This is a genomic window from Streptomyces sp. DI166, assembly GCF_900091315.1.
Classification (GTDB): Bacteria; Actinomycetota; Actinomycetes; order Streptomycetales; family Streptomycetaceae; genus Streptomyces; species Streptomyces fuscus.
In genome coordinates, this window is record NZ_FLSP01000024.1 from 15,458 (window position 1) to 32,134 (window position 16,677).

General features: G+C 72.9%; 13 protein-coding genes. 6 read left to right on the forward strand and 7 right to left on the reverse strand.

Translation table 11 applies throughout. The features are described 5' to 3' along the window. The first annotated feature begins 15 nt into the window (after positions 1 to 15). Positions 16 to 960 carry a DMT family transporter gene (locus tag GA0115233_RS14290; RefSeq protein WP_093720569.1) on the forward strand — a complete coding sequence of 315 codons (945 nt, stop codon included), beginning with the start codon at positions 16 to 18 and terminating at the stop codon, positions 958 to 960. Continuing rightward, positions 930 to 1,433 (forward strand): YbaK/EbsC family protein, encoded by a 504-nt coding sequence (locus tag GA0115233_RS14295; protein WP_093720570.1) that lies wholly within the window; start codon positions 930 to 932, stop codon positions 1,431 to 1,433. The genes GA0115233_RS14290 and GA0115233_RS14295 overlap by 31 nt, the downstream gene beginning before the upstream one ends. Before the next feature lie 30 nt (positions 1,434 to 1,463). On the opposite strand, the gene GA0115233_RS14300 is transcribed toward GA0115233_RS14295, so the two are convergent. From GA0115233_RS14300 to GA0115233_RS14315, 4 genes are all read right to left on the reverse strand, one after another. After that, the gene (locus GA0115233_RS14300; protein ID WP_093720571.1) at positions 1,464 to 2,186 is read right to left on the reverse strand and encodes a 3'-5' exonuclease; all 723 of its coding nucleotides are present in this window, start codon (positions 2,184 to 2,186) and stop codon (positions 1,464 to 1,466) included. Between the two features lie 112 nt (positions 2,187 to 2,298). Further along, a complete protein-coding gene (locus tag GA0115233_RS14305) occupies positions 2,299 to 3,537 on the reverse strand; it encodes an SAV2148 family HEPN domain-containing protein (RefSeq protein WP_093720572.1) in 1,239 nt (412 codons plus the stop codon). A gap of 112 nt (positions 3,538 to 3,649) precedes the next feature. Next, positions 3,650 to 4,969, reverse strand: a complete 1,320-nt coding sequence (locus GA0115233_RS14310) for a copper amine oxidase (protein WP_093720573.1) — start codon at positions 4,967 to 4,969, stop codon at positions 3,650 to 3,652. Positions 4,970 to 5,018: 49 nt separating this feature from the next. Next, positions 5,019 to 5,843, reverse strand: a complete 825-nt coding sequence (locus GA0115233_RS14315) for a Tat pathway signal sequence domain protein (RefSeq protein ID WP_093720574.1) — start codon at positions 5,841 to 5,843, stop codon at positions 5,019 to 5,021. A 181-nt stretch (positions 5,844 to 6,024) separates the two neighbouring features. Here GA0115233_RS14315 and glgX point away from each other — a divergent pair, with 181 nt between their 5' ends. From glgX to GA0115233_RS14330, 3 genes are all read left to right on the forward strand, one after another. Next, positions 6,025 to 8,145 (forward strand): glycogen debranching protein GlgX, encoded by a 2,121-nt coding sequence (gene glgX / locus GA0115233_RS14320; protein ID WP_093720635.1) that lies wholly within the window; start codon positions 6,025 to 6,027, stop codon positions 8,143 to 8,145. 130 nt (positions 8,146 to 8,275) lie between these two features. After that, positions 8,276 to 10,621 (forward strand): malto-oligosyltrehalose synthase, encoded by a 2,346-nt coding sequence (gene treY / locus GA0115233_RS14325; RefSeq protein ID WP_093720575.1) that lies wholly within the window; start codon positions 8,276 to 8,278, stop codon positions 10,619 to 10,621. 307 nt (positions 10,622 to 10,928) lie between these two features. After that, entirely contained in the window at positions 10,929 to 12,179 is a 1,251-nt protein-coding gene (locus GA0115233_RS14330; RefSeq protein WP_093720576.1) for a M14 family zinc carboxypeptidase, read from the forward strand. 37 nt (positions 12,180 to 12,216) lie between these two features. Here the strand turns inward: GA0115233_RS14330 and GA0115233_RS14335 are convergent, their stop codons facing one another. The 3 genes from GA0115233_RS14335 to GA0115233_RS14345 all read right to left on the reverse strand — a co-directional run bounded on the left by GA0115233_RS14335 (position 12,217) and on the right by GA0115233_RS14345 (position 14,753). Continuing rightward, positions 12,217 to 12,684, reverse strand: a complete 468-nt coding sequence (locus GA0115233_RS14335; RefSeq protein WP_093720577.1) for an SSI family serine proteinase inhibitor — start codon at positions 12,682 to 12,684, stop codon at positions 12,217 to 12,219. Beyond that, complete coding sequence (locus tag GA0115233_RS14340; RefSeq protein WP_255310182.1) at positions 12,681 to 14,024, reverse strand: M14 family zinc carboxypeptidase; 1,344 nt, start codon at positions 14,022 to 14,024, stop codon at positions 12,681 to 12,683. The genes GA0115233_RS14335 and GA0115233_RS14340 overlap by 4 nt, the downstream gene beginning before the upstream one ends. Before the next feature lie 177 nt (positions 14,025 to 14,201). Continuing rightward, positions 14,202 to 14,753 carry a DUF1707 and FHA domain-containing protein gene (locus GA0115233_RS14345; protein ID WP_093720579.1) on the reverse strand — a complete coding sequence of 184 codons (552 nt, stop codon included), beginning with the start codon at positions 14,751 to 14,753 and terminating at the stop codon, positions 14,202 to 14,204. A 173-nt stretch (positions 14,754 to 14,926) separates the two neighbouring features. On the opposite strand from GA0115233_RS14345, the gene treZ reads away from it, so the two are divergent. Beyond that, on the forward strand, positions 14,927 to 16,672 hold the full coding sequence (gene treZ, locus GA0115233_RS14350) for a malto-oligosyltrehalose trehalohydrolase (RefSeq protein WP_093720580.1): 1,746 nt from the start codon (positions 14,927 to 14,929) through the stop codon (positions 16,670 to 16,672). Positions 16,673 to 16,677: the final 5 nt, after the last annotated feature.

Below are 16,677 nucleotides of genomic sequence, written 5' to 3' on the forward strand. Positions count from 1 at the left end.
TGCACCGTGGGGGGCGTGTCCGACGTCCGCCGTACCGATGCGGTACTCCTCCTCGTCGCGGTCGTCTGGGGTTCCAGTTATCTGTCCGCCCAGACGGCCGCCGCCGCCCTGCCCGTCCTGCTGGTGCTGTTCGCCCGCTACGCCCTGTCCGCGCTCGCCTGTCTCGGCCTCGTCCTGTCCCGGCGGGGCGCACGCCGCTGGACGCGGGACGAGCTGCGCGCCGGGCTGCCGCTGGGCCTGACCCAGGCGGCGGTGCTGGTGGTGGAGACGTACGGCGTCGCCCACACCACCGCCGCCAACGCCGGGCTCATCATCAGCCTGACCATCGTGCTCACCCCGCTCCTCGACCGCGCGGGACGCTCCGGCGGACTGCCGCCCGCCTTCTACGCCGCCACCGGCCTCTCTGTCCTCGCCGTCGCCCTGCTGATGGGCGGCGACGGCTTCCACGCGCCGCGCCTCGGCGACCTGCTGATGCTCGGCGCGGCGCTGGTCCGGGCCGGGCATGTGGTGCTGGTGGGACGGCTCACGGTGGGCCGGGCGGTGCGCCCGCTGCACCTGACGACGGTGCAGACCGTGGTGGGCACGGTGCTGTTCCTGCCGGCGGCCGGTGCGGGGCTGCCGACCCTGGCCCGGGCGTCCGCCGCGACCTGGACACAACTGCTGTACCTGGCCCTGTTCTGCAGCGTGTTCGCCTTCCTGGCGCAGACCTGGGCCGTGCAGCGCAGCTCCGCCAGCCGGGCCAGCCTGCTGCTGGGCACGGAGCCGCTGTGGGCGGTCGCGGTGGGCGTCGCCCTGGGCGGCGAGCACCTGACGCCGCTGACGGGACTGGGCGCGGCCATGATGCTCACCGGCACGTACTGGGGCCAGTCAGTGGAACGCGCCCACCGGGAGAAGCACCCCGAACCCCCCTCGACACAAAGGGAGCTGACGTGTCCGACCACGACACCTACGACCACCTGATCACCCTGCTCGACTCCGAGGGCGTCGACTACCGCCTCCTCGACCACGCCCCGGAGGGCGCCACCGACGCCGTCTCGGCCCTGCGCGGTCACCCGCCGTCCCAGGCCGCGAAGTGCATCGTCCTGCGCGTCAAGGTCGACCGCCGCACCACCCGCCACGTCCTCGCGGTCGTCCCCGGCGACCGCCGCGTGGACCTGGACGCGGTCCGCGCCCTGTACGGCGCGCGCTACGCGGGCTTCAGCGACCCGGCGACGGCGGAACGCCTGGCCCGCAGCGTCCCCGGCACGGTCCTCCCGTTCAGCTTCGACCCCGGCCTGGAGGTCGTCGCCGACCCGGAGCTGCTGACCCAGCCCGCCCTGTACTTCAACGCGGCCCGCCTGGACCGCTCCCTGTGCCTGTCGGCGGCCGACTACGAACGGCTGGCTAAGCCACGCGTGGCCCGCATCGCGGCGGGCGCCGCGGCATCGGTGTAAGGAGCCGCGGGCGCTCTCCCCGGCTCCGCCCTACACCCGCTCCCCCGCCACCTCCCGCAGAGGCCACGTGCCGTCGATCACCGCGTCGGTCTCGCCCTTGCGGCGCAGGAAGTTCTGGAAGTCCGCCGCCCACTCGGCGTACCACTCGATCTGGCGGCGGTGGAGTTCCGCCGGGCCGAGGGCCGCGATCTTGGGGTGGCGGTCGGCTATGGCACAGGCCAGGCGGGCCGCGGCGAGGGCGTCGGCAGTGGCGTCGTGGGCGGTGTCCAGGGGGACGCCGTAGACCGCGCAGACCGCCTCCAGGTTCCGCTTGCCGCGGCGGTAGCGGTCGGCCCAGCGGTCGATGGTGTACGGGTCGATGACCGGGCCCGGGTCCTGGCCGCCGAGCCGCTCGCGCAGGGACGGCAGTCCGTGGCGGCGCAGTTCGGCGGAGAGCAGGCTCAGGTCGAACGCCGCGTTGTAGGCGACCACCGGGACGCCCGTCTTCCAGTACCCGACCAGGACGTCCGCGATGGCGCCCGCCACCTGGTCCGCGGGGCGCCCCTCGGCCGCCGCGCGCTCGTTGCTGATGCCGTGCACGGCCACCGCGTCCGCGGGGATCTCCACGCCCGGGTCCGCGAGCCACTCCCGGTGCCCCAGCGTCCGGCCGCCCCGGACCTCTATCACCGCCCCGGTGACGATGCGCGCCTCGCGCGGATCCGTCCCGGTCGTCTCCAGGTCGAATCCGATCAGCAGCTCACGGTGCCAGCCCATGGGCGGTCCCCCTCCTCGGTGGTGCTCTCCCCCAGTGGTCTCCACCTTCGCACGAGCCACTGACAATCCGAGGCGAGCCTTCCGCTTACCGCGCCGTCGTCATGCGCGCACTTCAGGACACAGGCCGCGAATCCGCCCACGCCACCTCGAACTCCTCGCGGTAGGTCGGGAAGAGCCCGTTGTCGTCCACCTCGCCCGACTTGACCACCCCGTGCCCGCCGCGCAGCACCAGCACCGGCGCCTCCATGCCGCGGGTGCGGCGCAGATAGGACTGGAGCACCGCGATGCCGTCCGAGCCGTCCCCGTCGACCAGGTACGCGGTGAAGCGGGGCGTCTCGTCGTAGACCTGGATCTCGAAGGCGCCGGGGTCGCGCAGCCGGGAGCGGACCCGGCGCATGTGCAGGATGTTCATCTCCACCGAGCGGGCCAGTTCGCCCCGCTTGATGCCCAGTTCCCGCTCGCGCCGCTTGACCGCGCTGGAGGCCGGGTTCAGGAACAGCAGCCGCACCCGGCAGCCGGACTCGGCGAGCCGGACCAGGCGGCGCCCGGAGAAGTTCTGCACCAGCAGATTGAGGCCGATGCCGATGGCGTCCAGGCGGCGGGCCCCACCGAAGATGTCCTCGGCCGGGAACTGCCGCAGCAGCCGCACCCGGTCGGGGTGGACGGCGACCACGTCGCCGTACCGGTCGCCGACCAGGTCCTCCACCGCGTCGACCGGCAGCCTGCGCGCGGAGGGCACGTCGCCGCCCGCGCCGAGGATCTCCAGCAGCCGCGCGGAGGCCCGTTCGGCCTGGCCCAGGACCGCCTCGGACAGCGCCCGGTTGCGGGAGACGACGTTGCGGGTCACCTCCAGCTCGTCCAGGGCGAGTTCGACGTCCCGGCGCTCGTCGATGTAGGGCTCGAAGCACGGCCAGTGCTGCACCATCAGCTCACGCAGCTGCGGCAGGGTCAGGAAGCTGAGCACGTTGTCGTCGGCCGGGTCCAGCAAGTACCCCTTGCGGCGGCTGACTTCGCGTACGGCGACCGCGCGCTGCACCCACTCCTGACCGGCCGGTCCGGCGGCCGCGACCACCCAGTCGTCGCCGTGGACGGGTTCGTAGATGGGCCGCAGTACAGCGGCCACGACCGCGCGCAGCCGCTGTTCGACGAGGTTCAGCCAGATGTAGGCCCGGCCGGCCCGCTGGGCGCGGGTCCGTACCTCGTGCCAGGCCTCGGCGTCCCACTCCAGCTCCGGTCCGATGGCACCGGCGTCCATGGGCCTGGCCAGGGACACCGTGCCGGGCGGGACGTCTGTGGAGTTCCCCTCGTGACCCTCGTCACCAGGGGGCAACTCCAGCCCTCCCGAGCCCACCCGCGCACCGCCTTCCGCTCCCCCGAGCTCTCCCCGTCTCAACGATCAAGGAAGGGTACTCCGGGAGCGGTCGACGGTGCAGCCGGATGGACAGGGTGATTTCTCAACTGCCTCAGTCGAGGCGGCCGTTCGCACCGGCCAGTGCGGCCGGAGTGAGCGGATTCATAGCCGTGACGTCACGCGGGACCACGGAGAAGCCCTGCCAGTGGACCGGCATGGGCTGCTGGTCCTCGTCCCGGGCGATGTGGTGGAAGCCCACGTTCACCCACATGCTGGGGTTGGTCAGGTTCTGGCCGTTGACCCACTTGTCGACCGACTTCGGGTGCCCGGAGGGGCAGTTGCCCTTGTTGTTGCTGGCGTACTTCTCGCACTTGTTGTACTGCGTGAAGTACACGTCGTGCTTGGTGAACCCCCGCCCGGAGTACTTGGCGTTGGGACCGGCGACCAGCTCGTAGGAGCGGGGGTGCCCGTCCTTGTTCTTGCCGGTCGCGCTGACCACGCGCCACCAGCGCATGTTCTTCGCGTCGCCCGCGGTCTCCTTGGTGATCTTGGTGCGGGTCGTCTTGTTGGTCGGCCCGCGGTCGCCGGGCTGGCGCGGCGTCACCTTGGAGTCGTACTGCTCGACCCGGCCCTTGGAAGAGCCGTCGAGGGCGAAGTCGAGCTTCCAGAAGACGTTGTGGCTGTGGCTCAGGGAGCGGGCCTTGTTGCCCTTGCCGATCGGCCAGCCGCGGCCGTCCGCGGCGTCGTAGTCCTGCGGGGCGAGGCTGCCGGTGGCACCGACGTTCAGGTGGATGGCGCCGTCGTCGGAGAACCGCCACTCCGTGATGTACTCGTACCAGCCCACCTTGTTGACGGCGTACACCAGCAGGTCCTTGCCCTGCTTCTGGTACAGCTTCTCGGTGCCGTCCATGGTGTAGTCGTGCATGCGGTACGCGTGCCCACGCGCGCGCGTGGTGGTGCACAGGCCCTTGACGTTCTCGGTCGCGCTGGCCCCCGGCATCCGGACCTTGACGGTGCGGATGGTGCCGCCGGGGCACTCGCCGGCGGCCAGGTTCTCCAGGCCGGCGCCGAAGTAGAAGCTCGTGATGTCGTCGTACTCCTCCGAGCCGTCGTCGTACGGCACGTGGATCTGGGCGAGCCGGGAGCTGTTGAGGACCTTGATCGGCTTGCTCTCGCCGGGCGGCTGGTAGGTGATGTCCTCCATCACCATCCCGGCCATGGCCTCGTGGCGCCAGCACATGCGCCACGTGGTGCCGTTGGCGAGCTTCTGCTCGATGCGGTAGGCCGCGCTGCAGTCCGGCGCGGCCGGTGCCGCCTTGGGCTGGGCGTTGGCCGGGCCCGCGCCCGCGGCGGCACCCGCCGTCAGACCTGCCACGGCGAACGCGGCCAGGGCCGTCCGCGTACGGGCACGGCTCATTCTGTTGACGCGCATGAAGAAGTGACTCCCTTGCGTAAGGAGTGAAGTCGGAAAGGAGAACGGGTCAGCGCTTGAGCTCGGCGACCTTGCGGGCGCTCAGATCGATCACCAGGTGCCGCATGTCGATCCACGGGCCGTTGAGCGCCTTCGGGAACAGCCGGGCGCAGCGGTGCTCCCCGCACTTGTCGAGCGCGGCGGGCTGGGCTCCGGGCTCGGCCCGGAAGACCATGCTGTCGATCTCCAGCTGGTCCGGAGAGGTCAGCTCCTTGCCGGTGGCGTCTTTGTAGTCCGCCTTCAGGCCCGCGCTGAGCGGGTCGGCCAGCAGGATCCGCACGGCCTCGGTGTCCTCGTCGGGACTGAGCGGCGGCTGCACGCCCCGCTCGGAACTGGTCCGTTCGACCTTGCCGGTGTCGAGGTTGACCGTCTTGATGACGAGCGTGTCGTTCTTGTAGTCGTAGTACGTCACCTCGGCGCGCCGGGGCGCGGAGGCGCCGTCGAGTTCGTCGGCCTCCGGCTCGGCCAGGTCGACGGCGAGGCGCTGCGGGCCCCGGTCGCCCTCGACGTCCTCGCCGGACCGCCGCACCTGCTGGTTGAGCGCGAGCTGCTCGGCCCGGTCCAGTTCGGCGTCGGTGAGCGGGTCGCGTCCGGTGCCCTTCTCCCCGTCGGCGGGTGCCTTCCGGACGACGCCGGGTGCGACGGCCTGGTCCTGGCCGCCGCCCTGCGCCTGCTCCTGGGCGCCCGCCTGGGCCCCGTTGTTCTTTCCACCCGTTTTCTCGTCGGCTCCCGCCGTCCCCGGCAGGGTGACCGCGACCATGGCCGCGGTCCCGGCCAGGGCTATGGCCGCGCCGGCCACCACCTTGCCCAGATGGCGGTGCACTGTCGTGCGCACGTGTTTCCCCCTACTCCCCGGGGGTCCCCGGGAGTATGTGTCTGCCCCACTGGTTCGGCATCACTGGTATGCCTGGTCGTCCGGTAAGAGGGGTGCGATTCGGGGGTGGTTCCATCACTTTCGGGGAGACTCGGAGTCAAGGCGCCCCCGTCGGCGCGGTCCACCTGAAAGAGTCGTGTCCATGCAGGTCTGGCCTGGAGAGGCGTATCCACTCGGTGCCACCTATGACGGCGCCGGCACGAATTTCGCGGTCTTCACGGAGTCCGCGGACCGAGTAGAGCTGTGTCTGCTGCACGACGACGGCTCGGAGACGGCGGTGGAACTGCGGGAGAGCGACGCGTTCGTCCGGCACGCGTACGTGCCCGGCGTCATGCCGGGGCAGCGGTACGGCTTCCGGGTGCACGGGCCGTACGCTCCCGAGCGCGGTCTGCGCTGCAATTCCGCGAAGCTGCTCCTCGACCCGTACGCGAAGGCGGTCAGCGGCTCGATCAGCTGGGGCGAGGAGGTGTACGGCTACCACTTCGACGCCCCCGACCGGCGCAACGACCTGGACTCGGCGCCGCACACCATGTCGTCGGTGGTGGTCAACCCCTACTTCGACTGGGGCGACGACCGGCGCCCGCGCACCGAGTACCACCACACGGTGATCTACGAGGCCCATGTGAAGGGCCTGACGATGCGCCACCCGGGGCTGCCGGAGGAGCTGCGCGGCACCTACGCGGCGCTCGCCCATCCGGCGGTCATCGAGCATCTGACCGAGCTGGGGGTGACGGCGCTGGAGCTGATGCCCGTCCACCAGTTCGTGAACGACCACCGTCTGGTGGACATGGGCCTGAACAACTACTGGGGCTACAACACGATCGGCTTCTTCGCCCCGCACAACGCGTACGCGTCCTGGGGCGATCGCGGCCAGCAGGTGCTGGAGTTCAAGTCGGCGGTCAAGGCGCTGCACGAGGCCGGGATCGAGGTGATCCTGGACGTGGTCTACAACCACACCGCCGAGGGCAACCACCTGGGCCCCACGCTCTCCTTCCGGGGTCTGGACAACACGTCCTACTACCGGCTCTCCGAGGACCGCCGCTACTACATGGACACCACGGGCACCGGGAACTCCCTGCTCATGCGGTCCCCGCACGTCCTTCAGCTGATCATGGACTCGCTGCGGTACTGGGTGACCGAGATGCATGTCGACGGCTTCCGGTTCGACCTCGCGGCGACCCTGGCCCGGCAGTTCCACGAGGTGGACCGGCTGTCGTCGTTCTTCGACCTGGTGCAGCAGGACCCGGTGGTCTCCCAGGTGAAGCTGATCGCGGAGCCCTGGGACGTGGGCGAGGGCGGCTACCAGGTGGGCAACTTCCCGCCGCTGTGGACGGAGTGGAACGGCAAGTACCGCGACACGGTGCGGGACCTGTGGCGGGGCGAGCCGCGCACGCTCGCGGAGTTCGCCTCCCGGCTGACCGGCTCCTCCGACCTGTACCAGGACGACGGGCGGCGCCCGCTGGCCTCGATCAACTTCGTCACCTGCCACGACGGCTTCACGCTGCACGACCTGGTGTCGTACAACCACAAGCACAACAAGGCCAACGGCGAGGACAACCGGGACGGGGAGAGCCACAACCGGTCCTGGAACTGCGGCGCGGAGGGCGAGACGGACGATCCCGCGGTGCTTCAGCTGCGGGGCCGTCAGATCCGCAACTTCGTCGCGACCCTGATGCTGTCCCAGGGCGTGCCGATGATCAGCCACGGCGACGAGTTCGCGCGCACCCAGAAGGGCAACAACAACACCTACTGCCAGGACAACGAGCTGGCGTGGCTGAACTGGCCGGACCCGGACGACGAGGACGGCCGCGCGCTGCTGCGGTTCACGCAGGCCATGGTGTGGCTGCGCCGGGACCACCCGGTGTTCCGGCGGCGGCGCTTCTTCCACGGGCGGCCGGTGGAGGGCACCCATGACGAGCTGTCGGACATCGCCTGGTTCACTCCCGAGGGCAAGGAGATGACCCACCGGGACTGGCACTCGGCGCAGGCGTCCGCGCTGACGGTGTTCCTCAACGGCAACGCGATCTCCGAACCCGGCCCGCGCGGGGAGCGCATCACCGACGACTCGTTCCTGCTGATGTTCAACGCGGCGCCGAAGACGCTGGACTTCGTGGTGCCGGTCAACCACGGCCGCCAGTGGCAGGTCGTGGTGGACACCGCGCGGGAGGAGGGCGTCGCCGCGGGGGGCGGCCCGAAGGTGCAGGCCGGGGACCGGCTGACCCTGGTGGACCGCAGCCTGGTGGTGCTCCAGCGGCCCGTGTAGGGCCGCCCGCCCCAGGGACGGGGCTCACCCGCGCGGGGGTGCTCCGGGCGGGTGAGCGGCCGGCCGGGCAGCGGGGGCACATGGCGGTGCCGGGGGCACGAAGGGCGGCAGGGCGGGTACGTACGTCTGCATGACACCTGAGCGACCTGACCCGGTGACGCCCACGGCCACCTACCGGCTCCAGTTGCAGCCCGACTTCCCGTTCGCCGCCGCGGCCGAGGCGGTGCCGTACCTGGCCTCGCTCGGCGTCTCGCATCTGCACCTGTCGCCCGTGCTGGAGGCGGTGCCGGGCTCCACGCACGGCTACGACGTCGTCGACCACGCGCGCGTGCGCGAGGAACTCGGCGGCGAGGAGGGGCTGCGCGCGCTGTCCCGCACCGCGCGGGAGCACGGGCTCGGCCTGGTCGTCGACATCGTGCCGAACCACATGGCGATGGCGCCGCGCCACAACCGGGCCCTGTGGGAGGTGCTGCGCGAGGGCCCGCAGTCGCCGTACGCGTGCTGGTTCGACATCGACTGGGAGGCGCAGGGCGGGCGGATCCTGCTGCCGGTGCTGGGCGGGCCGCTCGGCCAGGAGCTGGACCGCCTGAAGGTCGACGGGGACGTCCTGCGCTACTACGACCACGTCTTCCCGCTGCGCGAGGGCACCGCGGACCTGCCGCTGCCGCACCTGCTGGACGCCCAGTGGTACCGGCTCGGGTGGTGGCGGCTGGCCCGCACCGAGCTGAACTACCGCCGGTTCTTCAGCGTCTCGGAGCTGATCGGGGTGCGGGTGGAGGAGCCGGAGGTGTTCGAGGCCACCCACGACAGGATCCTCGCGCTGCTGCACGAGGGCGTGATCGACGGGCTGCGCGTCGACCATCCGGACGGGCTCGCCGACCCCGACGCCTATCTGCGGCGCCTGCACGAGGCGAGCGGGGGCCGCTGGACGGTCGTGGAGAAGATCCTCTCCGACGGCGAGCACCTGCCCGCCTCCTGGCCGGTGGCCGGGACCACCGGCTACGACGCCCTGCGCCACATCGACGGACTGTTCACGGACCCGGCCGGGTTCGGGGAACTCCTCGGCCAGTACCGGCGGTTCGCGGCCCCGCAGACCGACCGGGGCGGCCAGTGGGAGGCGACGGCGCGGCGGGCCGCGTACAAGGTGGTCACGCACGAGCTGGCGGCGGAGACGGAGCGGCTGACCCGGGCCGCGCTGCGGGTCTGCGAGACCTCCGCGGACCCCGCCCTGCGCGACCGGGCGCCCTGGGCGCTGCGCACCGCGCTCCAGGAACTGCTCGTGCGTCTGGAGGTCTACCGGCCCTACGCCAGTGGGGACGTGGCCGCCGTGGTGACCGAGGAGGCCGCCGCCGAGGCACGGCACGCCTTCGTCGTACCCGAGGAGGCGGGGGCGGTCGACGTGGTGCGCGATCTGGTGCTGGGGCGCGCGGGGGCGGGGCCGGAGCTGGACGACTTCCGGGTGCGGTTCGCGCAGACGGCGTCCGCGCTGCGCGCCAAGTCGGTGGAGGACACGGCGTTCTACCGCTATGTGCCGCTGCTGTCGGCGACCGAGGTGGGCGGGAATCCGGGGAGCCCCGCGCTGTCGCCGGAGGACTTCCACGCGTACTGCGCGCGCGTGCAGCGCGACTGGCCGGCGACCGGGGTCGTGGTGTCCACGCACGACACCAAGCGCAGCGCGGACGTACGGGCCGCGCTGGCCGTGCTCACCGAATGCCCCGAGTGGTGGGCGGACGCCCTGGCGGAGGTGACCCGCGCCGGGGAGGGGGTGCCGGACGCGCTACTGGCGTGGGCCGCCTGGCAGACGGTGTTCGGGCTGGGCCCCGCGGATCCGGAGCGGGTGCGGGGGGCGCTGCTGAAGCATGTGCGGGAGGCCGGGCTGTTCACCAGCTGGACGGAGCAGGAGCCGCCGTACGAGGAGGCGGTGGCGGCGTTCGTCACGGCGGGGCCGTGCGGTCCGCCGGGGGCGCATGTGGCCGCCCTGCGCGAGCGCCTGGAGCCGCACATCCGGGCGAACGTGCTCGGCACGGCCCTGCTGCACCTGACGATGCCGGGGGTGCCGGACGTGTACCAGGGCACGGAGGGCGAGTACCGGGCGCTGGTGGACCCGGACAACCGGCGGGCGGTGTCCTTCCCGCCGCCGTCGCCGGGGGTGAAGGACGCGGTGACCGGGGCGGCGCTGCGGCTGCGCGCGCGGCGACCGGCCGCCTTCGGGGAGACGGCGACGTACACGCCGCTCACCGCGGAGGGTCCGGCGGCCGCGCACTGTGTGGCCTTCGCCCGCTCGGAGGAGGTCGTCACGGCCGTGACGCGGCTGTCGCTGCGGCTGACGGAGGCGGGCGGCTGGCGCGACACCCGGCTGCCGCTGCCCCCGGGGCGCTGGGTCGACGTGCTGGATCCGGCACGGGAGTTCAGCGGACACGCACGCGTGGCGGACCTTTTCGGGCCGCTGCCGGTGGTGTTGCTGGAGCGGGGGTGAGCGGGGGCGCCAGGGGTGTGAGGTGAGCGTGGGGCGGGGGCCGGGCGCCGTGTGGTGGGCCGGTCCCCCGGCACAGGCCCGCGCCCGCTCCCGGCGCCCGTGCCGCCCGGGCGGCGCGCGGTGGTGACCGGTTCGGGGGCACGTCGGACGGGGTGCGCGGGCCTCACCGGTCCCACCCGCCCCGGCCGTCGTGTCCGTCGGCGCCGAATGCCTCCGGGCGCCCCCTGGAGGCTCCCCCGGAGTGTCCTTGACACTTCAACCCGGCCGTGGGGTACTGCGGTTTGCGAAGCTGGCGGATGTGACGGGGGTGAGTCTCCTGCCGGAGCTGCGCTACCCCACGGTGACCGAAGTCGTCTCGGCGGCCCGCGCGTTGGCGGCGGCCCGGCCGGGCCTGTGCACCCTGCGGCAGGTGGGTGTGTCGCGGGCGGGCCGTCCGCTGCACCTGCTGTCCGTGGGCCGCGCCCGGCCCGCCGTGCTGGTGGTCGCGGGCGCCCACGCCAATGAGCAGACCGGCGGCCCCACCCTGCTCGCGCTGGCCGAACGGGTCGTGCACGAGCGGGCGTTGCGGGCCGACACCTCCTGGCACTTCCTGCTGTGCGCCGATCCCGACGGCACCAGCCTGCACGTCACTCCGGCGCCGCGCAGTCTGTTCGACTACCACCTGGGGTTCTTCCGGCCCGCGGGCCCGGAGCAGCCCGAGTGGTCGCCCGCGGTGCTCCCGCCGGACCGGCTGCCGCCCGAGACGGTCGCCCTCACGGGGGTCATCGACGAGGTGCGGCCCTACCTCCAGGCCAGCCTGCACGGAACCGATCTGGGCGGCAGCTGGGTGCAGTTGACCAAGGACGTGCCGGGGCTCGCCGAGCCGTTCGCCAAGTCGGCGGCGGAGCTGAACATCCCGGTGGAGACCGGCGCCTCGGACGCCGCGGGCTGGCCCGCGTCCGGCCCCGGTGTGCATGTGATGCCGGCACCGGGGGTGGAGGCCGCCTACCCGAGCATGCCGGACGACGCCCGCCACAGCACCTGGCACCACGTCCACCGCTACGGGGGTCTGACGGCGGTCGTGGAGGTCCCGATGTGGGCGAGCGACCTGGTCGACGACCCCGCACCGCACCCGGCGCCCGCGGCGGCCCTGCTGCGGCTCGCGGACCGCCTGATCCGGGACGCGTGCCAGGTGGAGCGTGTCCTCACGGAGTCCCTGCCCCGTCTGGAGGGCGTCGAGGGCCCTCTGCTGCGGGCCGTGCGCTGGGCGCTGGAGCTGGTCCCGGGGCTGGCGGCGGACTGGGCCCACACGCCCCCGGCGGACACCACACGCGCGTACATCGGCAGCGTGGACGCCTTCGGCCGCCGCCTGCCGCTGCGCTCGGCGGCGATGCTGCTCCGGGTGCTCCAGCAGAGGGGCGACCGCGCGGCCCCACGCCTGGAACGCCTGGTGGCGACCTGGAGCAGCTCCTTCGAGCGCCGTTTCCGGGCCCGCTGGGTGCCCTTGGAGCACCAGGTCGAGCACCAGTCCCGGACGGTGGTGGCGGCGGCGCTGCACGCGCGTGACAGGGCGATGTGAGCCACGCGCGCGTGCGCCGCCGCCCGGCGGGCGGTGCTCAGTCCGCCAGGCCCGGCAGCGTCTCGTCGGTCTCGTCGAGCTGGTCGCTGTCCAGGGCGAACACCGATCCCGTAGTGGCCTGCAGCTGGCAGGTGTTGGCGAAGGTGTGCTCGTAGGAGACCGCGCGGCCGTCCCACTGGCCGGTCGCCCTGGCTGTCACCGGGGCGTAGATCATCGGGCAGACGGCGTTCAGGGGCCTCATCGCGGCGATGTCGCCCTTGACGGAGGCCAGTTGTCCGCACGCCTCGGCCGCGTGCCGATGGCCCTGCGGCGGGTCGCACATCAGGAGGGTGCCGCGGGTGTCGCTGGACGCGGAGTCGCCGGTGGTGAGGCTGAGGCGGAGCCAGTTGCCGGGCAGGTCCGCGGGCTCGGCGGCCCGTACCGGGGCGGTCGCGAGGGTGAGGAGCGCGGCGGATGCCAGCAGGGCGCCGGCCCGTCCCGCCCGCACGGTCGTGGAGTGTGTCATTCCCGGTGCATCGGCACCGCGGCCTCGGATCCCCACCCCGGCTCACCCGAACGGGAACACGCGCCCGCGTGCCGCGCGGCGAGGTCGAAGGCGGCGAGCACCACACGGGACTGGTACTCGACCTGGCGCGCCACCGGGATCCAGCGCGCCCCGCAGCCGTCTCGGTAGTCGGCGCACCACAGGTCGATGAGCCGGTCCAGTTCCGGCAGGACCCCGGCCGGGTCGCTGCCCGCGCGGGAGACGAGCTGGTGCAGCAGTCCGGCGGTGCGCAGCGCGAGCCGCCGCCCGGCGATGCGCAGGGTGGCGAGGTGGGCGGTGCTGAGGGCGGGCAGCGGCTGGGCGTCGACGGTGACGATGTCGGGGTCCCAGGCGTCGGCGAGTCCGGGGCAGACCAGTAAATAGTCGTCCACCGGGGCGAGCAGCCGCTCCGTGTCGGCAGTGGCGGGCAGCCGGTGGCGGGTGCGGGCGAGGAGCCGGGCCAGCAGGCGGGAGTCCTGGCGCAGGGCGCGGCTGACGGTGCGCAGGACGGCGGCCGCGTCGGCCGGGACGGTGTCGTCCTCCACGGCGGCCACGCCCCACATGGGCGCCTCCACGACGGCCGTCACGGTGCCGTACCGGTAGGGGTGGTACCAGGTGGACTCCACGGCCGCCTCGGTGATGGCGGCGGCGAGGTCGCCGCGGCGCGGCGGCGGGATGCGGTAGACGGCGGGGCCGATCCGCGGCCAGTACAGGGTGTCGTAGGGGCCGAACTCGCGTGGGATGCCGAGGCGGGCCGCGGTGTGCGCGAGGCGGCGCGGGAAGCCCGGCAGTTCGTGGGTGAGTTCGACGAAGCCGCCGCCGACGTCGACGCCGTGCAGGGAGCACTGCAGGAAGGGGCGCAGTTCGTCCTGGAGGGCGAGCAGGGTGCGGGTCTCGGGCAGCGCGGCGTGGTCGGCGCCGTCCGGGAGCCATTCGGGCTGTTCCAGGAAGCCGGGGCGGAAGAAGTTCCGGAAGTAGCGGCCGAGGGTGTACGGGCCTTGCAGCCAGCCCTCGTTGCGGCGCAGTCCGTCGGGGTCGAGGCAGAGCAGCAGGTTCCAGGTGGCGTCCTGCTGGCGGCGCGGGTCGGCCAGGACGCGCTCGGCGAGCCGGAGGGCGGTGGCGCCGCCGACGGGTTCGTTGGCGTGCGGGCCCGCGACGACGAGGGCCTGGCGGCTGCCGTGGCCCACGGAGAGGAGCCAGAGGGGGTTGCCCGCGCGGGAGGTCCCGGCGCGCCGGAGCCGGGCCTGCGAGGGGTGGCGGGTGACGAGTGCGGCCGCCCGGGCGCCGAGTTCGTCGACGGTCGGGTAGCGGAGAAGTGGCAACAGGGCGCACCTCCGCGAGCCGGTGCCGTCGGTTCACTTGATGTACACGGGGTAAGCACAGTCAGTCACGAAGAGCGGGTGTACGTCAACACCCGCGCATGTAAAGGCAGTCATCCACCTCGCCCGGTAAAGCCCAGGCCAGAGCTAAGGTGCGGCTTAGTGGAGGGCCCGGTCCGCTCAGTTCGCGGAGAGCCGGAACGCCATCTGCCCGAAGCCCACCTGGTCCCCCTCGCGGACCACGGCGGCGCCGATGACCCGGCGGCCGTTGACCGTCGTGCCGTTGGTCGAACCGAGGTCCCGCAGCACCCACATGCCGCCCTGCCGGGACAGCTCGGCGTGCACCCGGGAGACCGTCTCGTGGGTCAGCCGCAGTCCGTTGGCGGGGTCCCGGCCGATCCGCAGCGCACGGTCACTGCCGGGGTGCGGCAGCAGCAGCTTCGGCAGCCGCTCGGCCCGCCAGGCGCTGCGCAGCCGTACGCCGAACCCGGAGACGGCCTCGACGGTGCCGAACACCAGCCGGGACAGCCGGCTCTCCTGGGGGAGGTCGGCGGTGAGGGCGGCCAGCTCGTCGGAGCGGCGGGCGGCGAGGGCCAGTTCCATGCGCCGGATGAACGTGTCGTGCGAGAGCCGGCCCATGGCGACGCCGTCCCGCAGCACCTTCAGCGCATGGTCGCGCTCCGCGTCGGAGAGCCGCGCGGGGTACGTGTTGAACTCGAAGGACGACGTCACGCTGGTGATTGTCGGTCAGCGGGGGCGGGGTGTCCAGAAATCGAGGAAACCGTAGCCAGGTGCGTACATCCGGCGACACCTGCGGCAAAAGGGCTGATGCCGACGCGGATTGATCTCGTTTGAAGCACCATGGACGGGCTACATCACGGTGAGCAGACGAAGGGGAACCGTCCGTGCAGTTCGAGGTGTGGGCACCGCAGGCCGACCGTGTCACGCTCCATCACGGGGACGCCACGCGCGCGTTGGAGCGCGATCCGGAGCGGGAGGGCTGGTGGCAGGGGGAGGCGGAGGCCGAGGACGGCACCCGGTACGGGTTCGCGCTGGACGACGGACCCGTCCTGCCCGACCCGCGCTCGCGCCGCCAGCCGGACGGCCCCGACGGGCTCAGCGCGGTCGTGGACCACGGCGCGTACACCTGGCGCGCCGACTGGGCGGGCCGCCCGCTGCCGGGGGCGGTCCTGTACGAGCTGCACGTGGGCACGTACACCCGCGAGGGGACGCTGGACGCGGCCGCCGAGCGACTCCGGCACCTGGTCGAAATGGGCGTCACGCACGTCGAGTTGATGCCGGTGTGTCCCTTTCCCGGCCGGCACGGGTGGGGGTACGAGGGGGTCTCGCTGTGGGCGGTGCACGAGCCGTACGGCGGGCCCGCGGCGCTGAAGCGCTTCGTCGACCGGGCGCACGAACTCGGGCTCGGGGTCGTGCTGGACGTCGTGCACAACCACCTCGGCCCGTCCGGCAACTACCTGCCCGCCTTCGGGCCGTACTTCACCGAGACCCACCACACGCCGTGGGGCGCCGCCGTCAACCTGGACGCGCCCGGCTCCGACGAGGTGCGCGCCTACCTCGCCGGCAGCGCGCTGGCCTGGCTGCGGGACTACCGGATCGACGGGCTCCGGCTGGACGCGGTGCACGCACTGCGTGACACGCGCGCGTGCCACTTCCTGGAGGAGCTGTCGGCCGCGGTGGACGCCCTCGCCGCCGAAACGGGCCGCCCGCTGTTCCTGATCGCCGAGTCGGACCTGAACGACCCGCGGATCATCACCCCGCGCGCGGAGGGCGGACTCGGGCTCCAGGCCCAGTGGAACGACGACTTCCACCACGCCCTGCACACCGCGCTGACCGGCGAGTCCCAGGGCTACTACGCCGACTTCGGGCGCGCCCCGCTGGCCGCCGTCGCCAAGACGCTCACCGGCGGCTACTTCCACGACGGCACGTACTCCAGCTTTCGGGGCAGGCACCACGGGCGGCCGCTGGACCGCTCCCGGGTGGCCGGGCACCGGCTGCTGGGCTACAGCCAGACCCACGACCAGGTCGGCAACCGCGCCCAGGGCGACCGGCTCTCCGCCGCCCTCTCCCCCGGCCTGCTGGCCTGCGCGGCGACGCTGGTCCTGACGGCGCCCTTCACGCCGATGCTGTTCATGGGCGAGGAGTGGGCGGCGGGCACGCCCTGGCAGTTCTTCACCGACCACACCGACCCCGAGCTGGCGGAGGCGGTACGGCGGGGCAGGCGCCGGGAGTTCGCCGCGCACGGCTGGGCCGAGGAGGACGTGCCCGACCCGCAGGACCCGGCGACCCGGGACCGCTCCTGCCTGGACTGGTCGGAGCCGGAACGCGAGCCCCACGCGCGCGTGCTCGACTGGTACCGGCGTCTGATCGCCCTGCGCCACGAGCAGCCCGATCTGACCGACCCCGACCTCGCCGACACCAAGGTCGCCTTCGACGAGCGGCACCGCTGGCTGGCGTTCCGGCGCGGTGACGTCCGGGTGGCCGTCAACCTCGGCAAGGACCCCGCGCAGATCCCGCTGGGGCCCCGGCACGCGCGCGTGCTGGCCGCGTGGGAGCCGGTGGAGGTGCCGGGGCAGGACGGCGTGCTGCACCTGCCCGGGGAGTCGGGTGTGGTGCTGCTCCAGGATTGACTTCC